We start from the raw sequence: 22,399 nt of genomic DNA, 5'->3' as shown, positions 1-22,399 counted from the left end.
GATGAGGACGGTGCGCTCCAACAAGGACAAAGACTGCAGGCCGTCGGCCCTCAGGCCCTGCTGATCAAGGGTGGGCACGCGTCGGGTCCCCGATCGGCCGATATTCTGTTACGCTCCGATCATGAACCCATCCACTTCGACACGCCGCGCCTTGCTATATCGATGCGCGGAACAGGTTGCATGCTGGCCAGCGCGATTGCGGCGCATCTGGCGAAGGCGAAGTCGCTCGAAGATAGCGTGCGCGAAGGCAAGCTGTTTGTGTTCGAGAAGCTTCAGAAATGCCGGCTGAATAATCACAACGTTCTGCGTCCAGCCAAGCAGACCCATTTTCCAGAATTTTTCCAGTAGCGAGACTGGAGGGCTACTGCTTCTCTATGCCATCCTTACAACGCGTTGAGTTCCACTGTGCCGTCCAGAATTATCTGTCGTTGTCCAGAATTAAGCCGGGCTTAGAACTAAAACGAACCCGCCGAAAGGTACGAGCGGCCCTCACTCGATAAGGGTTACCAAACCTATTCCTGTGGGCTACCAATCCGCGTGGTGGGTGGCCTTAGGTTACCAATCAGTGTGGCGTCCGGAATTATCTGCCTCTCTCCGGAATTAAGCCGAGATTAGAAGATCGGTGCGGTATTGCGCCCGGTCAAACCGTGTCGATTTGCGGCGTAGCCGACGTGTCTCACGCTTGGCGGCGTCGCACGCTGGTCCCGATTGTCGCCCGAATATCTGCCTACCGGCGACAGTGAATGCGCCAAGCTAGACCTTCGTCGATAGGGCGGCTCCGGTTTACCAATCCTGTCGTCCTAGGTTGACCAATCCGTTGTCGACCGTGAGCGGGTTTACCAATAAGGGCGGCTATATTCTGCGCAAACCCAATCACCTGATGCCAATCCAGAATTAATCGTCATTAAGGGCATTGGTAAACTCAGTCTGAAACCCCACCCTTAGCCAGAAAACTCTCCTGTTTTCAATCGCATAGCCCGCCCGCCAGCAACCGATAATTCGGGACCGGTAAACCCGTGAAAGGCCCAATAATTCCGGACGTCACACCAGTCTGCCCTTTTATGCGACTTTTCGAGCACAGACCGGGAACATCTGACCGTTTCCATTCATCGCCCAAGGCCGGTTTAGCGCTGGAAAAGCCAAAGTGCGGGAGTAAGAATGGCCGCAACGGGGCCGGAAGCCGTCGGTCAGCTTTCGGGGAGTGATCCCGGTAAGTTCGCAACTCATTCGCTTCTTTTCTGCAGTCCCCGCCATTACGAGTTGGCGGTGTCGGTCGCCGAGGGGATCAACGCCATTACTGCGGCTAGTTCGGCCCTCCGGACGAGGAATGGCATGCGCGTCGTCCCATAGTGCTTGGCAAGATGGAAGCGGTGCATGCCTCCTACGATGTGAACTTGGCCTTGGTACTCGCCGAGCAAAGGCGGTGTGACACCGCGGCCATGCAGCCATCGGTAGGCGATCCCACAGCTCTTGCTCTTGTAACGTTGATGCCAAGGACCCTTGTCCCTGCTGGCGGCGTAGGTAAGCCTGCCGCCAACGTCAGTGACATCAGCGTCGATAAGAATGAAATCCGTCGAAGCGTGGTCGCTGGGATCATCGCCGTCGAACGCGAGATAGAAGTTTGCAGGATCGCAGTCCCATATCGCAGTCAGTGCAACCGGAATGTTCTTTCTTCCTTTGCACCAGATGTCGACCTTGCGTTTCTCCTGAGCGCGGGCGACCTCGAAGGCTTCGTCTAGTTTTCCTTCCGCGACATCCATGGCTGTGATGACGTTCAAGCCAAGGGCCGTCAGACGGTTGATCTCGTCCACGTTCGCCATGCCTTCTCCTCTGGCAGCAGATTATTATCCACCGTTGGAAGATGCGGCGGCAATCCAAGCCTGAGGCACGAGGGCCTGTCCACGCCATTCCTCAATCAACTTGACTCCGGGAAGCTTGCCCCAGACGTCCTCATCTGCATGATCCAGCACGATGATCTGGAGGCGACCTTTCGCGGCCATGACCTCAGCGCCTAGGAGCGCAAAGACCTTCCTGACGGCGACCACGTCCTGATCCCTCCACGCGATGAGGTCGGGGCCCTCGTCGCCCGCCGCCCGCTTAGGAAAATAGACTTGGCTAGGTTGGTCGAAGATCAGCTGACCAGGGACTGGGTGATGAGGTTCGGCCAGGAAGTAGTGCTGCAGCGCAAGCATTAGTGCGACGTGATACGCGAGCCAATTGGCGCCGCTGCCAATCTCCCACAGGTAGTCCTCACGCGTTCCCCTAGTCACCTTGACGGTCAGGTCTTCAATCAACAGCCTAATCGGGGCCTCGGGCCACTCCGCGTCAAGCTGCGGAATCAGCCGATTGGCATGATGGGAGACTTGGTGCAACGCGTTGAATAGCTTGCGCTGGATGTCGGCCTCGGAGATCGTCTTTTGCAGCGTTGCAATATCGGCCTGCAGCGAGGTGAGTTCCTGCCGCAAATCCGACGACTGGTCGGCGCGGTCGTAGACGTGCAACGCCTGCTCCAATCGACCGAGGAAGCGCTCAAGCCTATCGAAGCGATTGGCCTCGTCTCGGGCGACGTCAGAGTCCCGTTCCAGCACCGCTATCTCGCTACGGACATCGTTCAACTCAGATAGGACCGCTTCAGCGGCGCCGCGCTGGCGCAGGATTTCCTTGTCAAGCGTGTTAGACATCGCAGGGTGGGTCCGCAGTCGGATCTCCAGACCGCCGAGGTTGTCGCAAAGGGCCAAGACCTTCTCGCGGCCGCCGTCCCCGAGTGCGACCAACGGATCGGCGAACTCGTCGGCCAAGTCCCTCAGCCACGTGGAAAGGTCCAAGCGGTCACGTTGGATGCGCATGGCGTCGCCGTACGCCTCGCTGCTCTCCACCAGACGGCGCAGTTCGTTCAGGCGCTGACGATGCTCGGTAAGTCGCGCGGCGATTTCAGTTTCCGACGCACGAAGGGTTTCCAGACGCGTCAGCACCACATCGATGCCGGCCAGGCTTGGTCGAGCAAGACTTGAGTTGCTGTTCGACACGCGCCGAAGCAGGTCAACAACGTCACTCCAGTCCTTCGGCACTTCAGTGGAGGAATCGACTAGGCCAAGTTCGACTGCCTGACGCAGCCACGCCTCCGCCTCCGCCCGCCAAGCGCCAGTTGCCGACACGATCGCGCGTAGCTCAGCCTCCTTCCGGCGGAGGTTGCGCTGGAGCCGATCGATCTCAAACCGCGCCTGGAGAATCTTTGCCGTGACCGCGCCCAGAACGTACGGGAAGATGGTCTTTAGCTTCTCCCGGTGTTCCGTCGTATCGGCCTTGAAAAACATCACGTCGGGATTGGCGATCACGTTCTGAGGTTGGAACGTGAAGGCCATGAGGTCGCGGAAGCTTGGCCTTTGCTTGAATCCATTCTCTGTACCTGGTTCGAAGTCGAGGTCAGTCAGTCCTGCCAGGCGGTTCATCGCGCGCTTGACCGTGTCGACATTGGTGGTCTTGTCGGTGATCGTCTCCGGAATTTCGACCTGTGCGCCCTCCAGCAGCACCATGTCGCCTGTGCTCTGTTGGTCCCCCGGTTCGCGTCGCGCCAAGAGCTTTTCGCCCTCCAGCGTCTCGATCAGAATGCCGAACCAGCTGCAGTTCTCGCGGATTACGCCCACCGGAATCGCGCATTTCTCCGAGCCCAGACAGTAATCAACAATAGGGATAACGGCGGACTTCCCGGTCTTCGACGCGCCGCTGATGACGTTGACGACACCGGGCTCGAACTTGACGACCCGCGGCGCTGCACCATTGCGGGGCCAAAGGATCAGTTTTCGAAGCTGGAAATACATCTAGAACTCCACCCGTAACAGGTTGGCCACCTGCGCGGTCCCCAGGTTCGAAAACCAGAAACCCAATTTCTCCGAGGCAGGTCCGAGGTGCTTGACGCGCTCTGGAAGGACGAGCCTCCTCGGTTTCGGTTCTGGTACGTTTGCTCTTAAAGTAGCATCCTTGTAATCCACGGACAGCAGCCGCCCGCTCACACCGACAGCGGCCGATTGCAATGTCAGAGTACGCAGCAGCAGCGCTCGCTCGTGGACGGCGAGGAGTTGTTCCCGTTCCTTCCCGAGCTTGGCCGCGAAGAGCGCCAGTCCAGAGGGTCGGTTTGTCGAAGTCACGATTTCGAGCGTTGCGCGATGCAGGACGATTGGCAGCACGAGAAACGCCAAGGCGAACGGCGCTGGACGTTCGTCCTCAGCCTGGAAACCTTGGCCAAATTGCCACAATGCGAAAGCCCCAAGTCCTGGATTCTGGACAAGGGCGAGGTCGCTGAGCGGTAGGTGCGATCGGCCAGCCTCAATCAAGTCGCTGGCTCCAAAAGAGTCTGGTAGTCGGGATGCCAGCCGAGGCGCAGGCCGTGGGCAAGGGCGTTGAATGATCCGTGGACGAAATGACCGGGGACGACTCGACCATCGAGTGGAGGCTGCAACTGCGCGCAGCGCCTGTAAACTATTCTACCACGAACCGTTGCGGGGTGTCCGGCCTGTATGTCGTGCACCTCTGCACTGACGTGCTCATAGCGACCGACAAGATCATCGTCCCAGTCACTTAGGTTCTTCTCAAAGATTAGCCCGCTTTCGCCCCAGATCGAGATGTCGGCGAGCGTCCTAAGGTAATCGCTAACAGCCCGGACGCACGCTTCGTCTCCCACCTCGATCAGCTCGAGTTGGCGGACGAAGGCGGGACGGTCGGCGATCAATTGTTCGATGGCCTCGACAGGCGGTTGCTTGGTGAAAGACGACAGCAGCCCTGGAAGGTTGTTCTTCTGAACAAATGCTCTTTGCTCGGCCTGAAACGCGTCCACGTCCAAGATGGCGGGCTTGCCAGCTCTAATCAGCCTGTCCGCCGCCTCCTTCGCAGCGCCGATCGCGCGTTCGCACACTAGGTCGATGATGAGCGGAGAGACCGTCGGCTTGAAGATCGCGCGTATCGGATCGACGGGATCTGCATCGACGCTGATAACGGCGAGATTCTTGACCAAGGCGGCGCAATGAGCCGCATCAGCGTTCAGGAAAGCTTGGACGTCGGCGTCGCATGCCGGTGCAGCTTTCAGCTTGCTGTGGGCTTTGGCGAGGTTAGCGACCAGCGCCTCCACGTCGGCATCTGTTTTCGCGTCGTTCAGCGCGATCGCGAAGGCACCCGCCTTCACCGGTGTGACATATAGCCGGAAATGGCTGGTCGCCGGGTCGATCTCTCCCGCCGCCATGAAGCTGAGCCAGTTGGCCAGAGACTTCCACAGGTCCGCAGCCCAGTCGGATATCGGATTTTGCTTCAGTGCGCTCTTGCTTTGCTCAAGAACGACTTCGCCGCCGACCAGGTGAACCGCCACATCGTCTAAATGTTCAAGAGAGACCAAGGCGCCGCTAGGCGCGTTGAGCAGGTGAAAGCAAAGGCGTACAGGTTGAAGCGCATAGCCGAGGTATTGGCCAGCGGCGCTGTGTTTTCCCGTTTGCGTCTTCGCGTTCATTGCCCATCCCGTTCTCCCGAGTCGCACCGGAAGAAGCCAGTAACGATATTGGTATAGTTCGCCGTTGTTTACAATTGGCGCCCCGGCGATAGGACGGCTAGGCGCGATACAATTGCTGTTTAGGGCCAGCTCTCGAAGTCCAGATTCGGCAGGACAATGAATTTGCAGGACGTCCATTATGGGCACATCGGGGCCGTCTATGGCTCGGGCGATATGTCCGCTTTTGGACGAACGCGAAGTTTGCCGGAACGTCTGACTTTGGGCGCATACTTGCCGTCAAATTCGGCGTCCTTCACTGGTTCGTTCACGTATTCCGGAGAAAATTACTGTGCGAGTTGATGGATCCTCGTTCCCGGTACGACAGCCTCAGCTATTTCACATAGATGCTTATGGTGCGTCAGGTAGATGACCTGACCTGTGTTTGCCATCGCTCCGAACAGCCTGAAAACCTCCTCCGAGCGAATATGGTCGAACGTCTCCATGATGTCGTCGGCGACGAATGGGACCGAGGGCCGAAATTGCGCGAACTCGTAATAACCGGCGAGTCTTAGGGCAAGGTACAGCTGAAATCGTGCACCCTTTGAAAGCGCTTCGGTGACCTTGGATTGCCCGTCACCCTGCACAGCAATGAGAACCTCACCACCTCTTACAGGCTGGGTTGTCAGCCCCGAATACTGGCCACGCGTCATTAGCTTGAACGCGTCTGATGCGCGCGCCATCATGCCGGAGCGATGGCTCTCACGGTAGATCCGCAAAGCATTGCCAGCCGACATGATGCCAAGCTTCAGCTCTATGTAGCGAACGGCCTTCTCCTCGATTTCCAGCAGGGTTGTGCGCCGTTCAGCATCCAGGCGTGCAACCGCACTATCACCGCCGATGGCGTCCAGCTTGTCGGCCGCGCGCGTCTGCCGGATCAGCTGTTGCTGGATGGTTTCATCGAACAGGCGAAGCCGCTGCTCACCCTCAGCCTTCTCGACCGCGAGGCCGTCGAAATCGATCGCGTCCAGGATCGAGCGGGCCTGCTCGAATCCGTCGACCGCGAGCTCCGCCACTATCCGTTCCTCAAGTTCGGCGACGGTGGTGCGCAAGCCATCGCGCTCACGCAACAGCTCATCGCGTTCGACTACCTCGGGCAGAGTGGCGACACCAAAGACGCCCAGCACCTCGTTCTTGCGGCGTTCGTGTGCCAAAATCTCAGTGTCGAGGATGTCGCGCGCCTCCTTGAGGCGCTTCAGGTCGTTGCCGAGGCTTGCCTTCGTTTCACGTGTCCGCTCGGCACGCTCTAGGCGCTCGGCAAGGCGGATGGCCAACTGCTCCGGGTCGGTATCCTTCGTCGGCTCGTCGGCTTCAACCGCAACGGCGATGACCTCGACCAGAAAATTGGCCCTGTCGGCCTCCATCTTGTCGATACGCAGCTGCAGGTCGTCCCGTTCCTGCAGGCTTCTTGAAAGTTCGGCCAATTGATCGAGCACAGTGCCGACGCCGGATGCGGAGAGCCCGCTTTCGAGCCAAGTTCCCTTGAGTGCTTCGGTAATGCCGGCCAGCCATTCCTCCTCGCGACGCTCCGCCACACCTACTGCAACCCGTCGTGCCGCTAGATCCTCTTCTTTGGAGCTCACCATTCTGAGCGCCTCGGCATACTCGGCGTCCACCTTGCGCTGCCGATCCAGAAACGGCTCCGCGATGGCCATGATTGCTTCGAGGGTGTCGTTGGACTCTGATACAATGCCGACGCTTCCCAGCACTGCTCTCATTTCCAAGCGTATCTGCTCGCCGGCGTCAGCGGCTCGCTCGGCCTTCAAGCGAGCAAGTTCGATCTGCTCCCAGGCAGCGAGCGCATCGCTGCGCGCCTCGATCTGATCCTCGATCCTTTCGATCAGGCGCTCAGACGAAGGTTCCACGGCGTCTCCGAGCAGGTCCCTGGCGGCCGCGCGGATTTCCAACAATTGGGTATCCACATCCTTGCCGAGCTGTGTGCGTTGGATGCCGTTGCGTGACAGGTTGGCCGCGGCCTCGGCCAGCTCGCGCGTAGTTGCCCGGATCTCAGCCAGATCCGCCGCGCCGGCCAGCCGGCCTGCGCTGGCAATGTCATCGCGCGCCAATGCCACGGCGAAGTCGTCAGCGGTGTCACCGGTCAGCGCTGCGCGGTGCGTTGCCCACGCATCATCGCGAACTCGGCGGATGGCGGTAGCCGCTTCATCGTCGACAATGTCGCCCGAGGCACGAAGGGCATCCAATCGTGCGGCGAGCATGGCATGGTTGCCCTCGTATTCAGCAAGGCGTTCGGCAAGTACGGCGGTGTTCCTTGCCAGTTCTGACGCTACCGTCTTCCAGGCGGCAATCTGCCCGGCGCTCGGAACCGCGACGTTGGCGAGAGCGAGGGCATCTCCGTTCCATGGACGCAAGCGCGCGAGCGCCGCCTTCCATCGGATTGTTCCCGCATCTTCCGCCTCGCGAGCCGTCCTAATCTCTGCCTGGTGTCCGCTTGCTCGCGCTTTCGACAAAGCCGAGCCCAGCCTTGCCCTGGCAGGTTCGGGCACCGCCCTTTCCTCGCCGACCCGCTGCCTTGCCACCTGCAGCGCATCGAGTGCCGCCGCGGCTTCGTCGCGAGCGGCACGCATCCCGGTAGCAATCCCGGACCTCTGCTCGACCATGGCGCGAACGACGCCAACGGTGACGGCAGGCAGAAGCAGCGCGCCAGGATCCGCCTCGGAAGATCGGCCCAAGGCGGCAAGGCAGCTCGCCACGCTGTTGTTGAGGATTTGCAGCTCCATCCTGCGAGTGGGCAAGTCAAAGCCAGCCGCGGTATGGCGCACCTTGCTCTCCGCCAGCCCGCGAATGCGTTCGGAAATCGACAGGATCGGTTCGTCCTCGTCGACCGCAGTGACTTTTTCCGCCAGGCGCTCGGTCTCGTCGATGTTTGCGGACAGCCGCGTTCTGAGGCTGGCATCGTCATCGATCAGTTCGGTGACACTTCCCGTCGATGTCCGGGCTGGGGAGGCGATGTCCGGCAGCTGATCCAGCCGGGCAATCTTGCGCCGGATATCCGCCAGCATCGGCGCAGCACGCACGTAACGAGCAAAGGTATCCAGCCTGGCCACCAGCACCGCCCGATCGCTGATGGTTCGGCCGTACTGCTGCGCTGCATCGAGACGTTCGGCCTCCAGGCCCTCGTAGGTTGATGCAAGGGTGTCGATCGCATCCCTGCGCGACTTTACGTCAACAAGGCGCTTCTTCAACAGCGCCAGTTCGGTTCCATGCGCCTGCTTCCGATACAGAGCGTCTGCTTCGGCCTCGAGGGCGTTCAACGTATCACTTGCGTTCCCAAGACCGGCGCTGGCCGTGAACAGAAGCTTGCCGAGGTCGCCCCGCGACTCCAGGATAGATTTTCCGCCGGCTTCCAACGTCTCGTCATCGAGTGAGAACATCGTCGTGTAGGCGTCGCGCGACAGACCGGCGAGATGCGCCGTGATCGCCACCTCGCTTACCGGTTGGCCCGTCGCATTCAATAGCGAATTACTGCGCTGTTTCGTACGCGTGAACGTGTGTTCGGAGCCGGCCAGTTCCAGCACCCCGCCGATGCGCATGGCACTGTACTCGTGCAGGAAGTTGTAGCGGCTCCGTTCCTCGATGCCGAACAGCAAGTCTAGATAGGCCGAAAGCGCAGTCGATTTGCCGGCCTCATTCAGGCCAAACACGATATGCAGATCAGGTCCGGATTCCGGTTTGGGTCCGAAGTCGATCGAACGATCGGTGAACTTTCCATAACGAATGAGGTCAAGGCGCCGCAACCTCATGACGATCCACCGGCCTTAAGGCGGGCAGTCACCAAGTCCGCGCCCTTGGAAAGCACCTGATCGAGGAACTGTTCCAGCCCGGCTTCGTCCGTCCCAGCAAAATCCCGCCCGTCGGCCGGAAGGTCGGCGACCATCTTTTGGACGAACGCCCTCGCCTCAGCGCGGAAGGCCTCCGAGGTGGCATCGGCACGCATTGATTGCTCGAGTTCGAAAATCGGATCAGCAATATCCTCGGCGGTCTCCGTCCGAGGCGGCGCGAGGTCAAGCTCGAGCTTCTCCACCCACGTATGGCCTAGCTGTTCCGCAGCCTGTTCGGCTTCGGCAAGAAGGAGGTCCCTGTCGCGGATCAGCGCCCACATCAGTGGTGACGTTCCTGTCAGGCCAATGCGAGCCACAGCATGACGCGATCGGACGGTTGCCCGCATCTCTTCGAGTGCGAAGCGAACACGCGCGACGGCCTCGGGCCACTCCACCGCTCCGGTAAGGTCGACGCTCACCCGTTCGAACTGCGCAACGCTGGTCAGCCGTTCCTCGATCTCCACCGAACGGTCGTGGCGCACCGTCACCAGGGTGACTGATTTCTCACCGGCCTCGTTGATATCCCTCCCCTGCGGTATTCCCGGCATCACCACGGCACTGGCGCCAGGATGGACTTGGCGAGCATGGATGTGGCCGAGGGCCCAATAGTCGAAACCGTGGGCGTGCAAGTCAGCGATGCTGCAGGGCGCGTAAACGTCGTGACCTGGCGATCCAGCCAGACTGGTATGCATGATGCCTATGTTGACGGCCCCTTCACGAGCCGCCGGATATTTGGTTAACAGGCTGTCCGGCGCCTTAGGGTTCGCAAAGCTCAAACCATGGAATACGACGTCCAGACCGCCGGCTGTCTGCAATACCGACTGAGCACGACCACCAAAGATGGTAACGGTGTCGGGAAATACCAGCTGTTTGGAAATCCGCGACAGGGCGTCATGATTACCGCGGATCTTGAAAACCATGATGCCGGCCTGGTGCAGGCGTGTCATCTGCGCGCCCAAGAACCGCGCTGTCTTCATTGAAGTCTGGTCGCCATCGTATAGGTCGCCAGCAATGACCAACGCGGCCACACGTTCCTCAAGGCAGAGATCCACTATCGAAACGAATGCCTGGCGGCTGGCGTCGCCCACCAGCCCGGCAAGATCGGGATTTCGCATCGCCAGCGAACGAAGCGGCGAGTCGAGATGAATATCGGCCGTGTGTACGAATCGAAATGCCATTCGGCCTCCGCCAGCAAAAGAGGTGTTCCGAGCTTCGACAGAAATTGCAACGAGGGCGCTGCAGCGCCCCGTTACACTTCAGCTAATTTCTCGCTCGCGGATTCGCCGGCCACCAACAAGCCGTCTTGGGACCGTAACACTCCTTTGGCAACCAAATCGGCGACCCCAGCTGAAATCAGCTGCCTTAATTGTGCGCTTGTGGCTTTGAAGCCCAGCATCCTGGCAACGCCTGTGGCGATTTCTTCCTCTGTCGCACCGAGGTTGGATTTCACGACTTCCATAGCGCCTTGGGCGACCTCGTCCTGCGCAATCATTTCGGGCTTGCGCAATCCAGCGGACACGACCCCACTGCGATCCCTGAGACGAACAGGAACACCTGGCTTGAAGCAGAAGTTGCCTCGACGGGCTACTGAACCACCTCTCTGTGCTATGCTTACCCCCCGCTCGATTGCATCCTGAATCCTGCCACCGGCCCGCTGCAGACCCCAGGCGTCCCGAATACGCGAAACTATTTCGTCGACATGGATTGGCGTTTCTGTAGCCACGACCTGCTCGACCAGTCCGGCCATGATTCCGCTGGGCGTCTCGTGGAGTTCGAACGATCCCGGTCGCTTTAGTTCGGCCTCTTCGTAGGCTCGATTGGGTGTCTCGGATCCGTTTGTGCTTTCGAGACCGATTTCCGTCACGTTGCCTCGGTCGACCGTAACAACCTGCACGGCTACAGCTCGATTTCTCTGGACCCCCAATTCGGCCCGCTCATCGAGTTCTTTTCTGGCGGCCTCAATCGCTAGTATGGTTCGCTCCAGCTGCTCACGAGGCCGTTGGAACCAGTCAGCGCTCCAGATGCGATGGATGATCCAACCATGGTCTTCCAGAACCGACTGCCGAAGCCGGTCTCGATCTCTGGCCGAGCGAGATGAGTGATATTCTGCGCCATCGCATTCGATGCCAAGAATATAGCGGCCTGGCCTCTCTGGATCCGCAACTGCGAGGTCGATGAAGAAGCCGGCAATGCCCACTTGAGCATGAACCTGATAACCCATTTCGATCAGCGCGTTGGCTACCTGTTCTACAAAGATTGAATCCATTTCGCGAACCGTGACTTGGGCAAGCGAAATTCGCCCTGTTCTCGCGTAGTGCAAGAAGAGCTTGAAGGCGAAGATGCCTTTCCCTTTGCCACGCTCCAGGTCGATGTCCTCGTCTGTGATGGACGCGAATACTTCGCAGCTGCGCTTGGCGCGGCTTATGAGGACGTTGAGCCGACGCTCGCCGCCTTCCGCGCCAAGAGGGCCGAAACGCATGGCCATGTATCCCTGGGCATTCTTGGCATACCCCACCGAGATCATGATCACGTCGCGCTCATCGCCTTGAACATTTTCGAGGTTCTTGACGAAGAATGGCTCGCTTGGATGAGCGTGAAAGAATTCCTCGGTGTCGGGATTTAGTCGCCGCAGCGCTTCGAGTTCATCCTGGATCGCGCGGCGTTGGCTAACCGAAAATGTTGCAACGCCTAGAGTCTCTTGCGGGTTCACCTTCGCATGACGGATGATCGCCTCCGCTACTGCTCTCGCCTCTACCGGATTGGTTCCTGTGCCGCCGGAATCGAAGACCCCCTCCGGCACATGATGAAACCGCAACCCCATACCTGCCTCTTGGGTATAAGGGCTTGGCACGATGAAAAGCCGGTTCTCGTAGAACTGGCTGTTCGATACTGCGATTAGAGATTGGTGACGGCTACGGTAGTGCCAGCGCAGCATACGCTGCGGCAAGCCGCGGGCCGTGAACAGGCCGAGGATGCTTTCAATGTCGGCGACCTGCGCGCCCTCACCCTCGTCATCTTCAGACTGCGAGCCTGTCATCTTCGCGAAGAATGTCGTGGGTGGCAGTTGGCGTTCGTCGCCAACGACGACCACCTGACTGGCCCTGGCGACCGAGCCAAGTGCGTCCACGGGCTGGATCTGAGACGCCTCGTCCATCACGAGCAGATCGAAGGACATCCGGCCGGGCGACAGGAATTGCGCCACCGAAAGCGGGCTCATCATGAACACTGGCTTCAGCGCCTGGATGGCAGGGCCTGCCTTCTGCATCAATTGCCGGATGGGCATGTGGCCTCGTCTGCGCGCCATCTCAGAACGAAGCAGTCCGACAGGTCCAGCTCCGCCGTCTCTTGAAGGAATTTTCCGGTGATGAGCCGTTACAACTTCGATGGCGCCGGCCTTGATGCGCTGGCGGTCCAGATCTGCGAAGTCACGTACAGCCCTGGAATGCAGTTCCCCGTCGAACCTTGCCAGCTCCGGCTCATCGGTCGCCATCGCCAGAAACATTCGTTCGTAGTAGGCCATATCAAAAACTGATCGAGCCGATCCTGTTGTAATCTGGCCGTTGGCTAGGCCGTCTATCAACTGTCCCAGTCCAGCCTTTCGGGCCGTTTCGGATCGCTCTTCATAGGCAACCCATTTCGAGAGCTGCTCCTGATGATCGAGCCAACCCTGCAGCCGAGAAACGACCTCGCCTATCGCGACGTCCGGAAAATCGACTACTCCAAACAAGGAGGGAGCATCGGCTTTCAAATCCCCTGTAAGCGCCTTCAATTCCCGCGCTGCCGCTTGGGCCGCTTCACGTGCTGAACGTGCCGAGTTTGCGATCTCGATTCTTTCAGGCAACCGCGCAGCCAGATGTCGGATCGAGCCATTTTCTTTCAGCCAAAGCTCGGCTTGCGTGAGAGCGGCCCAATCGGATCCTCGACCGTGCCACGACGAGCCGAATACGAACTTGCCAAGGCTCTCTCCCGCATCGATCCCTTGAGCAAGTGCTTGTAGTCTGCCTAGTCGGCGCAGTAGCTCCACCCGCTCAGTGATTAGATCCGGAACGTCAGTCAGAACCTGTCGTGACGCATCATCGGCTTGAGCTACAGTGCTCGCCTTCGCTTCCATCAGTTGCAGCGAGGCCCGCTCGGCGGAAGCCACGTCGCCTAGCATGGATGACGCGAGGTGCCCGAGATCGTTCCAGAAACCTTCGATAATTGGCCGACCGATTTCGATAACCTTGCGAACGCGCGCTGCACGCGCACCGGCCTCGGAGCGTTCCGCCATCCGGCCGGCGATAATCCGAGGTTCGGGGCCTAGCCCTCGTAGAGTCCGCATCCACTCCACTAGCGCGAGCAGTGGCGCGGAAGCCGATCGCTCCCCACGCCAATCTGCCCCGAAGGCGGAACGGCCAAAAGCGTCGCCTTCGCGGACTCTTGCTGCGGCAGCCTGACCCTTCATCAAAAGGTCGAGGAGACCAACTATCTGCGTCGCAGGCGCGCTAGGGTCGACCACAATAGTCCGCGCAAGTGCTGTGGCGCGACGGTAGTCGCCGTTCAATGCTTTCAATATTCCCGTGTGTGTGGCGAGCGCCTGCCGCGCCGCGGCCACCTCGGTGCTCCACGCCGCGTCAACAACCTTGCCCTGAAGGTCGGCTCTGGCAGCCTCAAGCGTCGCTACGCTGTCGGCAAGGTCGCCTGCCTGCTCAAGTCCGGAGTCCCAAACGGTGGCTGCGAAGGCCTCCGGACTTGCGTCAGGTGCTGCCGCTACTCGCTCGCCGGTCACGGCCAGCCTGAGCAAGCCTGCCAACGTGTCTGGCAATATCGCCGATCCGAGTTCCTGATTCAGGCGCTCAGCTTCTTCCCTCAAGCGTGGGAGCAGAATGGTGAGCTGTCGCGCACGATGGAAACCATCTTTCGGAAATTCCGAGGGAAGCTTTGCAAGCTCTGTCTCGAGACCTTCAATTGGCGTGTCGATAGCCGTTGCCGCCAACTGCTCCGAAAGTTCCTCGGACTTGCGGGCGAAATCCGTTCCTGACCAGAGAAGCGATGAAATGTCTTTCGGACGCTCATCCCATACCGGCGAGACGAGCGCCTCGGCAGGAAGTCCAGGCGCGGACGCGAGAAGCTCAGCGCGATCTTCTATCTCGCCGCTGTCGCTGAGAATTTTCGGAGGCTCGGCCTTGATCCGCTCAGCGATACCGACCAGTTTGGCGTGCAGTGCCTTGGCTTGGTCCAGCAACGCCGCGATGCGTGGGACGAGCCTCTCAATGGTCGTTGGAAGAACGACATCCAGGCCAACTCCCCGCCACGGGTGGTGGATCGGCAAGCCGATCTCGTTGATCCGCTGAGAGACCTCATCGAGCAATTTGCGACGTTGCGAAACGCCGTCAGTTGTCCAGCTTGTGGCATCCGTAAGTTCGATGTCCACTGGTTTCTGACCGACCTGCCTTAGTCGGGTTAGCTGGCCGAGAACCTGATAAGGAGTGAGTTCGGACGCTCCGAACGCAACGTGCATTCGTGCAGCATGTGCGTTGAGTTTATCGCGAGCCTCCAGCAAGCGATCAGTTAGGGAAGAAGGAAGCTGGCCCCTGGGCGATCCGAGTTGCCAGGTTCGCCGCAGCTCCTCTAGCATCATGCGCTTGTTCGCCTTGTTACTATGCAGCTCAAGGCAGGCGTCCCCCACCCCAGCAGTGTCAAGCCGTCGCTTGACGACCTCCAGCGCTGCCATCTTTTCGGCCACGAACAGCACGGTCTTTCCGTCGGCAACGGCCGACCCAATAATGTTTGCGATCGTCTGCGATTTTCCTGTCCCAGGCGGACCTTGGATAACGAGGTCGCGACCTTTTCTGACGTCATGGATCGCCAGTGTCTGAGAACTGTCACTGTCGACGATATGCAACATTTCGGCGGGCGCAATGTGCGGATCAATCGCTATGTCGTCCGACATAAGCGGCTCGCGTGTTTCGAAACCATCTGAAAGAAGCGAGCGGATCTTCGGTTGTTCGATAATCTTTGCGCCATCGGGCCAGAGATCCGGATCCAGATCACGGTACATCAAGAACTTCGCAAACGAGAAGAAGCCGAGCACCATATCGTCGCGAAGCACCTCCCAACCCTCTTTGGTCGAAATTGCTTCGGCAACGGCATCGAGATAGGCCGAGACGTCGAAGTCATCTCCCACCTCAAAACGCGGCAGAGCGAGCTTGTGAATGCGGTCGAGATAGAGTTCCAAGGAGAGGTTTGCGGTAAGATCTTCCGGCCGGGCTCGTAGGCGGAATTTTTCTCCAGCGGCCCCTCGCTCAAGCCGAACCGGCACCAAAATGAGGGGGGCCTGACGGATGTTCTCTTTGTTGTTCGGGTCAATCCACTTCAGCATTCCAAGGGCCAGAAAGAGGATATTGACGCCCTGCTCTTCCTCGAGTGTGCGGGCATCATGGTAGAGATCAAGGAGCCGCCGCTGCAGCCCAGTTGGGGTCATACGCGTCTGCAGCTTGGTGTCCGAGTGCCGCGCGGATATCCCTCTGTTATCGACTCCATCGTCCTCTGGTTGGGCGAGAGCGACGGGGGAATAGTCGATCTCTTCGTCTGGAGGGCTGCTTTCATCCTGGCCCGCTTTCGGCCTATCGGGCTTGCCGGCCAGGAAGGTAAAAGCCTTTCCTTCGGTCACCAGCAATCGATAAATTTCGGACGACTTCTCATCGACGATATCGATCGTCTTCGCGCTCTTGGAAAACCGCGGCACATTCAAAAGTCGATTGCGGGCGGAAAGATCGAGCAACTCCATCCTGGCGCGCTCGAGTTTCTCCTTTAGAGGGAGATCGCTTTGGAAGACTGACTGTTTTACGTCCAAGACTTACATCCCCTTTGAAAGGAGAACCAGCTAGAGCCCGCGTAGAGCGTTCGCGCAAGAAAAAACAGCCGTGTTCAATTAGAAACGACTGCGATCACTTCTGGACACCGTCCAATATTGCGACGTGTGATATGGGTCAGAGCCTGCATTCTTGGCCCCCTTTGCCTAGTCGCTATCCGACGAGGATTCTCGCTCCCTGCCCCCGTATTTAGCCGCCTCCACAATGTCTTTTTCTGACACAGAGAGTCCGTTGCGGACCCGAATGGCTCCCGCACTTGGAACGCGGTCCAATTCAGATCCAGTCTTTGCCTTATCCTTCTGGGGCTTAACCTCCGGCGGCGGGTCTTTCGAAAATGTCATGCGTAGGTCCTACTCGTCCAAATCTAAATGCATCCGCCTGTGAGCCTCAAGCCGCTTTCCTGGTCATACAAAGAAAACGCCGCGCCCAATCAATCCACCGTCTCTCGTGGTTCCGCATTCTGATTGGCGCTTTAACATTCATCACTATTAGCGCCTGGCATTTAGTATCCTCCCTCTACTGGTTTTTTTAGCCGATAAGTAATAGATCGGGATTTCACTGCAGAAGTCCGGAGCCATGAAGTGACTGACGAAATCCAAAATACGGCCACCGCGCTGATGGAGCTTACCGCCGATATCGTTGCGGCTTATGTGAGCAAGAATTCAGTGCCGGTCTCCTCATTGCCGGACCTTATTGCCAGCATCAATTCGTCATTAGCGCGTATCGGCCAGCCGTCCGAACCGGAAAAACCCGACCAAGTTCCCGCGGTCAACCCCAAGCGCTCAGTCACTCCAGACTACATCGTCTGCCTCGAAGACGGCAAAAAGTTCAAGTCCCTCAAGAGACACTTGAACACGCATTTTGGACTGACGCCCGACGCCTATCGCCAAAAATGGGGCCTCTCCAACGATTACCCCATGGTCGCGCCTAACTATTCAGCCAATCGCTCCAGATTGGCAAAATCGATTGGCCTCGGTCGCACAGCAGCCGCGCCCAAGAAAGCAGCAGCCAAGAAGTCAAAGACGCGCTAGCAAAACATTTGGCAGCTTCGCAAAGGATCGAAAATTGAATCGCGATCGCTATTCCCATCGCCGCAGCTCGCGGCCAAGACGCGGCCGGGTTTCAATTATGCGCAAGCGTTTCTTTTCACATAAATCATTAGCCGCGATCCTGGTGATCACGCTAGCAGTGGGCGCTTATGTCACCTCCTACTTTACAGGGTGGGGCAACCAGATCGCGGGACCCAATACAGCAAGCGCACTCGGGTCAAAACCGAAGCCTATCGTCGGCGTAGCGTCCATCGTTGACGGGGACACGATCGAGATCCACGGACAGCGTATTCGTTTCAATGGCATCGACGCACCTGAAAGCAGCCAAAACTGCAGCGACGCAAGCGGGCAAGAATACCCATGCGGCCGCAAATCCGCAGAAGCACTGGACATCTTCCTCAGTCAATCCCGACCCATCCAGTGCAACTTTGTTTCGTGGGATCGTTACAACCGCTTCGTTGGTGATTGTCAGCGGGCGGACGGTGCTAGCATTGCGTCTTGGATGGTCGAACAGGGTTATGCCCTGGATTGGCCTCGATACAGCCATGGTAGTTACGCGTCACAACAGGCAGATGCCCAAAGGGCCAAGATTGGCATCTGGGTTGGCACTTTCACAGCCCCTTGGGATTGGCGAGCAACACATGCAGCCAACAATAAACCCGGTAATGACACATCCTACGGCCTTACAGGCCGTCGCCAAATAGCTCAGAGCTATTCGTGTCAACCGCGTCGCTATTGTAAGCAAATCTCCTCATGCGATGAGGCGCGCTGGTATCTCAATAACTGTAGCTGGGGACCCAAATTGGACCGGGACGGCGACGGAATTCCGTGCGAAGGCATTTGCTGACCAAGCCAATTCCTTAGCGCGCTTTCAGCAAGCCGGACTGGCCACCAGCGTTTCGGTGCATTTGCGCGAGTGCCAATAGAGCCTGGCAAAAGGGCTGGCTGACGTTTGTCTTGGAAAATTCCACCAGCTCGTTGAGCCCGGATGGGCTAGAAAACCGCAAGGCTTCGTAGCGACAGACAGGGATCTGCCGATTATCTCTGAAGCGTTTGTCGGGTCCGCCATTCTTATTGGGATGAGCCCAGGTATAGCTCACGATCTCAGCATCAGATGGAACTTTGCCGGTCTCAATAAAATTGCTGGGGGCAAATTGCGTCCTGAGGTCTCCATACCCAACGGCACCGTACTGGTTTCCGTCCTTCACCAAAATCATGTCTGGCATGAAATAAAGGATTTGCCGGCCGACGTGTATCGACGGTGGTGTGACATTGCTGCGAACAACCGTCGGCAAGGAAGCTTGGAGCGTCGTCGACTTTTTATCGACCAACATCGTGGCTCCCGCATTGCGCTTCCAAGTCGTCAGATCCTCTATCTTGCCACCAGCCGCGACATGCCAACTCGCCGCGCAGCGTGTGAGCGTGTCAAAGGCGGCGACAAGTCGCCCGTAGGCCGCCTCCGCGTCCTGCTCCAAATCATAGTAGAGCACGCTCACCCGGCGGTAGCTGTCCAACCAGTTGCCAATAAGCATGCCCGGCAAAAAGGCAGCAATACCGATCAGCGCCACCCCACCTCCCAGCATTGCGCCTGCGATCAATCCGGCGATCCCAAACAGCACGGCCAGGATGAGCGACATTCGCGTCTGCGATTGCCTCGCATTGATTTCATCAAGCACATTGGCAAATGTCTCATCACGCATCTCGATCACATCGGCGGACTCGATTTCTCTCATCACGACGCCACCGCTGACATATTCCACGGGTGAGGATGTTGGATGGGGCTTTGGCCCAGATGGGAATTCAGACAGTTGCAGCGTCTGCTTGGCGCTGCGCTTTCCCAAAGTGCCTCGGTAGTAGAGACCGCCGACGCCTGCATGAATATAATGCCCTCGTGGGCCAGTCCCGATACGAAGACCTTGCACGCCAACGGACGCGCCAACCCCGCCAGACGAGAAGTTAAAGCGGAAAGGTCCCGCACTAATCGATTTTCGAACGTAAAACCCCATCCCCGCAATCCCCCCCAAGCCCTGTGAGCGAAACCCAAGGGCAGTTCGCCTCACAACTTTGGTACCGGAACCAGTCCAATATCTGTCTCTCGCGAACGTTGCCTGACCCTGATCTCAATTCGCCTCCTCGCCTTGACGTCGCCGGCCTGTGCGCCGTCGGTGAGCCGGTCGCCAGGCAATATCAACTGGCCGCCGGACATTGGCAGGATGGTGAAGCCTTTCAGTTCCGGCATATCGCGCAGGATGCCTGTGACGGAGATCGCTCGCGCTAATCCAAGCCCGGCATTGTCGGCAGGATGGAGTGTGCCAATGTCCATCTTGCGCGCCAGTACGGGCTGAAGGCCTCTGTCCATATTCGATGAGTCACCGGACATCGCCTGCTCGTCCGTGTGGCCAATCACCTCAATGACGTCCACACCATAGGAAGTTGCAATTCCAGCAATGGTCTTCGACATCTGCCGCAACTTCGTTTTGAAGCCACCGGAAAGCTCCGCACTTCCAGTATCGAAATTATAGCCATCGAGCTCGCTAAGACTGATGATCGGTGGCCAATCGTGTGGCTTGTCAGCAGAGGCCTCGTTCCTTGCCTTCTTCAGTGCGTCAGCAAGATCCTTGGACGTCTTGCCCGTGCCAACGTAGCCGAGCTCGCGCAGAACCTTCATCTTCTCGATCATGGCTTTGGCCTGATCAACGTCGACGTCGTTGTCAGAGAGGACTTTGGCGGCCGGCGCGCTTTTCACCGCTTCCTCAAGGGTCAGTCCCACTTTTTTGATTGCCTCTGCGGCCTCTTTGGCCCGGACCAATTCACGCCATTCTTGATCTGGTACATTGCGTCGACTTGCAGGCTTGACCATGGCATTCAGCTGAGCCAGCAACCGCTTGTTTTCCTCGTCAAGCTTGCGAGCGTTCTCATTGAGGGACTGCGCAATCTTCTGCGCTGCCGCAGCCTCTTTCTTTGTCTTGGCGATGAGCGCGCCTGCAGCAAGCAAAAGGCAGAAAACGAGAAGCAGCATCGTCTCAGCCATCGTCAGGCCGAGTATCAGGCCGCGGCCATAGCCCTTGCGCTCAAACGTAATGGCTGTTCCGCTAACCTCACTCACCTGCCCCACCAACTTGCTCTCTTTGGCGGTTCACCCTTCTCCACCTCCGCCGGACTGCTTAACGATCGGAAGGTGTCGCCCTCCGTGTCATCCGAAACCTTGATTGGCGTCTCCACAGGGGAGGCAACAGTGGAAGGTGCCGCCACTCGCTCGACATCGTTCGCTATCGCATTGCTCAGAGGCTGGGGAGTGCGCACGGCCGGGAGGCTATGTTGTGTAAGGGTTGCGACGAGGCCGCGTGTTTCATTGCTGTGTTTCTGCATCACAGCCATGAACTCCTCAGTCAAACGCTGCTGCGCTTGGACAGTTTCTGCGGTCTTTTCTGCGGCCGCTGCCGCTCTCTCCACTCCAGTCGCCACCTTGATCACTGCGTCGGCAAGACCGGTCATCCGCGTTTGCTGCTCTTGCGAGGCTGTTTCGGTTTTTATCGCATATTGTGCGACAGCATTACCCAGGAGCTTGACCATCGGCGCCAGATCGTTCTTCAGCACCTCATCAGGAACAACCACCTTTTCCAGCTTGGCAGCCATATTGTCGGCTTGATTACCGAGCTTTCCAACAGAGTTGGACATCGAGCTGTTGGCTTTATCCAGCAAATCCGCTGCAGCTCCAACGCGGTTCGCTATCGAAGCAAACTGGGTTTCGACTTGCCCGAAATTGTGCTGCAACGCGTCACTGAGCTTGGCAGACGCCTCTTGGACAGGCTTGATCGATTCCATGGCAATATTGTCCAGGGCAGATCGAATGTGCTCCCCATTGCGTGCCGCTTGCTCGGCAATCTCTGCAAAGCCCTCTTCGAGCATTTGATGGCTGACACGACGAAAGTCGGCGAACTCCCTGGTTACGCTTTCCATCTCGGCTCTTACACGCCGTGTCATGTCGGCAAGTTCGTGCCTCGCCGTTCGCTCAATGTCCGCGGGATCGCGCCGCATCTGATTGTAGAAAACCCTCAGAGCAATACCGGTGATCGTCGACGTGATCGCGATGCCAAAATTTTGGACGATCGTGTCGGTTGAGCCTTCCGTTCCAAACTGAAACAGCGAGACCCCAAGGCTCGTCAGGGTGAACAGGAAGCCCATATAGTAGAGGTTATCGCCGGTCTGCTCGTCGTGCAGTTGTAGCTTTCCAGCAAAGATCGAAACCCCGAGATAGAAAAACATCAGGCAGGCCGGTGCTACCGCCGCGACGATCGGATTTACGCCTGAGAGTTTTGCAATGGCGATGAATACACACCCGCCGAGTGTCAATGCCGCGAAAACCACGACCGGCAGACGTGGATGATCCAGCAAAGGTTTGTCGTGCGCTCTCGCCATCAGTTTAACCCATCCAAGCCAACCAGCTTTTCGAACTCGCCGTGATGGTTCTGGACCCAATGTGTCCAGAACTCCGCGTGATCCAGGGTCTGAAATGGCTTCTTTGCCCGATCGATATAAAGAATTGTGATGCCCACCCCATCCAGCGACGTCCCATATGTGCGGTCGGCGGCGCTGTTGAGGTATTTTTGGTAATCCAGTCCCGATCGGTACTGCGAGTAAATCGTCGTATGCTCGATCATGTCAGAGGCGACCACCAATCGCTTGGGACTGCCCTGTTTGGCCAAGCTGCTATCGAAGAGCGACAGCTTGATTTTCTGAATTCCAGCCATGATCGGAGATTGGCTCGCGGAAGCCGCATTCGGGATTTCATCGGGAAGTTTGTTCAAAGGATCGCCGAAGGCGTTTTCCCACTTCTTTTGACGCCGCGCAGGATTGTTGGTCCAACTATCGACGGTCGACCCATCACCGGGATTGCATCCATCGAACATCACCGTCAGCTCACCAGGCGCCGAGCTCAGGGTATAAATCCTCACATACCCACCCGGCTCGACCTGCCCAATGGTCTTTCGGAACTCGTTCTTGAGATCAGCCATCGTCGTTGCCGAAATTGGATCAGTGGCGTCGATGAGGACGGCGGTCAGGCTGGAGGGTCCGTCCAATGGGCAATTCGTGTTGGCGTCGATATGGCCATTGCCAGACCTGGTC

Annotated in this window: 14 protein-coding genes; 3 read left to right on the top strand and 11 right to left on the bottom strand. The window is 58.3% G+C overall.

Annotated features, from left to right (window positions below):
• Positions 1-348, top strand: a 348-nt coding sequence (locus EN994_RS00995) for a bifunctional hydroxymethylpyrimidine kinase/phosphomethylpyrimidine kinase (protein ID WP_206530362.1), incomplete at its 5' end; no start/stop codon positions are given.
• 905 nt (positions 349-1,253) lie between these two features.
• Here EN994_RS00995 and EN994_RS00990 read toward each other — a convergent pair.
• From EN994_RS00990 to EN994_RS00960, 7 genes are all read right to left on the bottom strand, one after another.
• Positions 1,254-1,820 carry a hypothetical protein gene (locus tag EN994_RS00990; protein ID WP_063169418.1) on the bottom strand — a complete coding sequence of 189 codons (567 nt, stop codon included), beginning with the start codon at positions 1,818-1,820 and terminating at the stop codon, positions 1,254-1,256.
• 24 nt (positions 1,821-1,844) lie between these two features.
• A complete protein-coding gene (locus EN994_RS00985) occupies positions 1,845-3,818 on the bottom strand; it encodes a DUF3732 domain-containing protein (protein WP_063169419.1) in 1,974 nt (657 codons plus the stop codon).
• Positions 3,819-4,331 carry a three component ABC system middle component gene (locus EN994_RS00980; protein WP_063169420.1) on the bottom strand — a complete coding sequence of 171 codons (513 nt, stop codon included), beginning with the start codon at positions 4,329-4,331 and terminating at the stop codon, positions 3,819-3,821. It abuts the gene before it with no gap.
• Positions 4,328-5,494: an ABC-three component system protein gene (locus tag EN994_RS00975; RefSeq protein WP_063169421.1), complete on the bottom strand. Its 1,167-nt coding sequence runs from the start codon at positions 5,492-5,494 to the stop codon at positions 4,328-4,330. Before EN994_RS00975 ends, EN994_RS00980 begins: the two co-directional genes overlap by 4 nt.
• 323 nt (positions 5,495-5,817) lie before the next feature.
• Positions 5,818-9,291, bottom strand: a complete 3,474-nt coding sequence (locus EN994_RS00970) for an AAA family ATPase (RefSeq protein ID WP_063169422.1) — start codon at positions 9,289-9,291, stop codon at positions 5,818-5,820.
• Positions 9,288-10,547 carry a DNA repair exonuclease gene (locus EN994_RS00965; protein WP_063169423.1) on the bottom strand — a complete coding sequence of 420 codons (1,260 nt, stop codon included), beginning with the start codon at positions 10,545-10,547 and terminating at the stop codon, positions 9,288-9,290. Before EN994_RS00965 ends, EN994_RS00970 begins: the two co-directional genes overlap by 4 nt.
• A gap of 71 nt (positions 10,548-10,618) precedes the next feature.
• The gene (locus tag EN994_RS00960) at positions 10,619-16,204 is read right to left on the bottom strand and encodes a DUF3320 domain-containing protein (protein WP_063169424.1); all 5,586 of its coding nucleotides are present in this window, start codon (positions 16,202-16,204) and stop codon (positions 10,619-10,621) included.
• Between the two features lie 636 nt (positions 16,205-16,840).
• Here EN994_RS00960 and EN994_RS00955 point away from each other — a divergent pair.
• Positions 16,841-17,254, top strand: a complete 414-nt coding sequence (locus EN994_RS00955; protein ID WP_082826711.1) for a MucR family transcriptional regulator — start codon at positions 16,841-16,843, stop codon at positions 17,252-17,254.
• Between the two features lie 97 nt (positions 17,255-17,351).
• Complete coding sequence (locus tag EN994_RS00950) at positions 17,352-18,119, top strand: thermonuclease family protein (protein ID WP_095770038.1); 768 nt, start codon at positions 17,352-17,354, stop codon at positions 18,117-18,119.
• Positions 18,120-18,132: 13 nt separating this feature from the next.
• Here EN994_RS00950 and EN994_RS00945 read toward each other — a convergent pair whose 3' ends face one another.
• The 4 genes from EN994_RS00945 to EN994_RS00930 form a co-directional block, all read right to left on the bottom strand.
• The gene (locus EN994_RS00945; RefSeq protein WP_095770037.1) at positions 18,133-19,278 is read right to left on the bottom strand and encodes a DUF4236 domain-containing protein; all 1,146 of its coding nucleotides are present in this window, start codon (positions 19,276-19,278) and stop codon (positions 18,133-18,135) included.
• A 50-nt stretch (positions 19,279-19,328) separates the two neighbouring features.
• Positions 19,329-20,387 (bottom strand): hypothetical protein, encoded by a 1,059-nt coding sequence (locus EN994_RS00940; protein ID WP_224571173.1) that lies wholly within the window; start codon positions 20,385-20,387, stop codon positions 19,329-19,331.
• On the bottom strand, positions 20,375-21,691 hold the full coding sequence (locus tag EN994_RS00935) for a hypothetical protein (RefSeq protein ID WP_063169428.1): 1,317 nt from the start codon (positions 21,689-21,691) through the stop codon (positions 20,375-20,377). The genes EN994_RS00940 and EN994_RS00935 overlap by 13 nt, the downstream gene beginning before the upstream one ends.
• A partial coding sequence (locus EN994_RS00930) for a hypothetical protein (protein WP_206530361.1) occupies positions 21,691-22,399 on the bottom strand: 709 nt, incomplete at its 5' end. The genes EN994_RS00935 and EN994_RS00930, both read right to left, overlap by 1 nt.

The organism is Mesorhizobium sp. M7A.F.Ca.CA.002.09.1.1 (genome assembly GCF_003998555.1).
Classification (GTDB): Bacteria; Pseudomonadota; Alphaproteobacteria; order Rhizobiales; family Rhizobiaceae; genus Mesorhizobium; species Mesorhizobium ciceri.
This window is presented reverse-complemented; position numbering and strand designations above follow the sequence as displayed.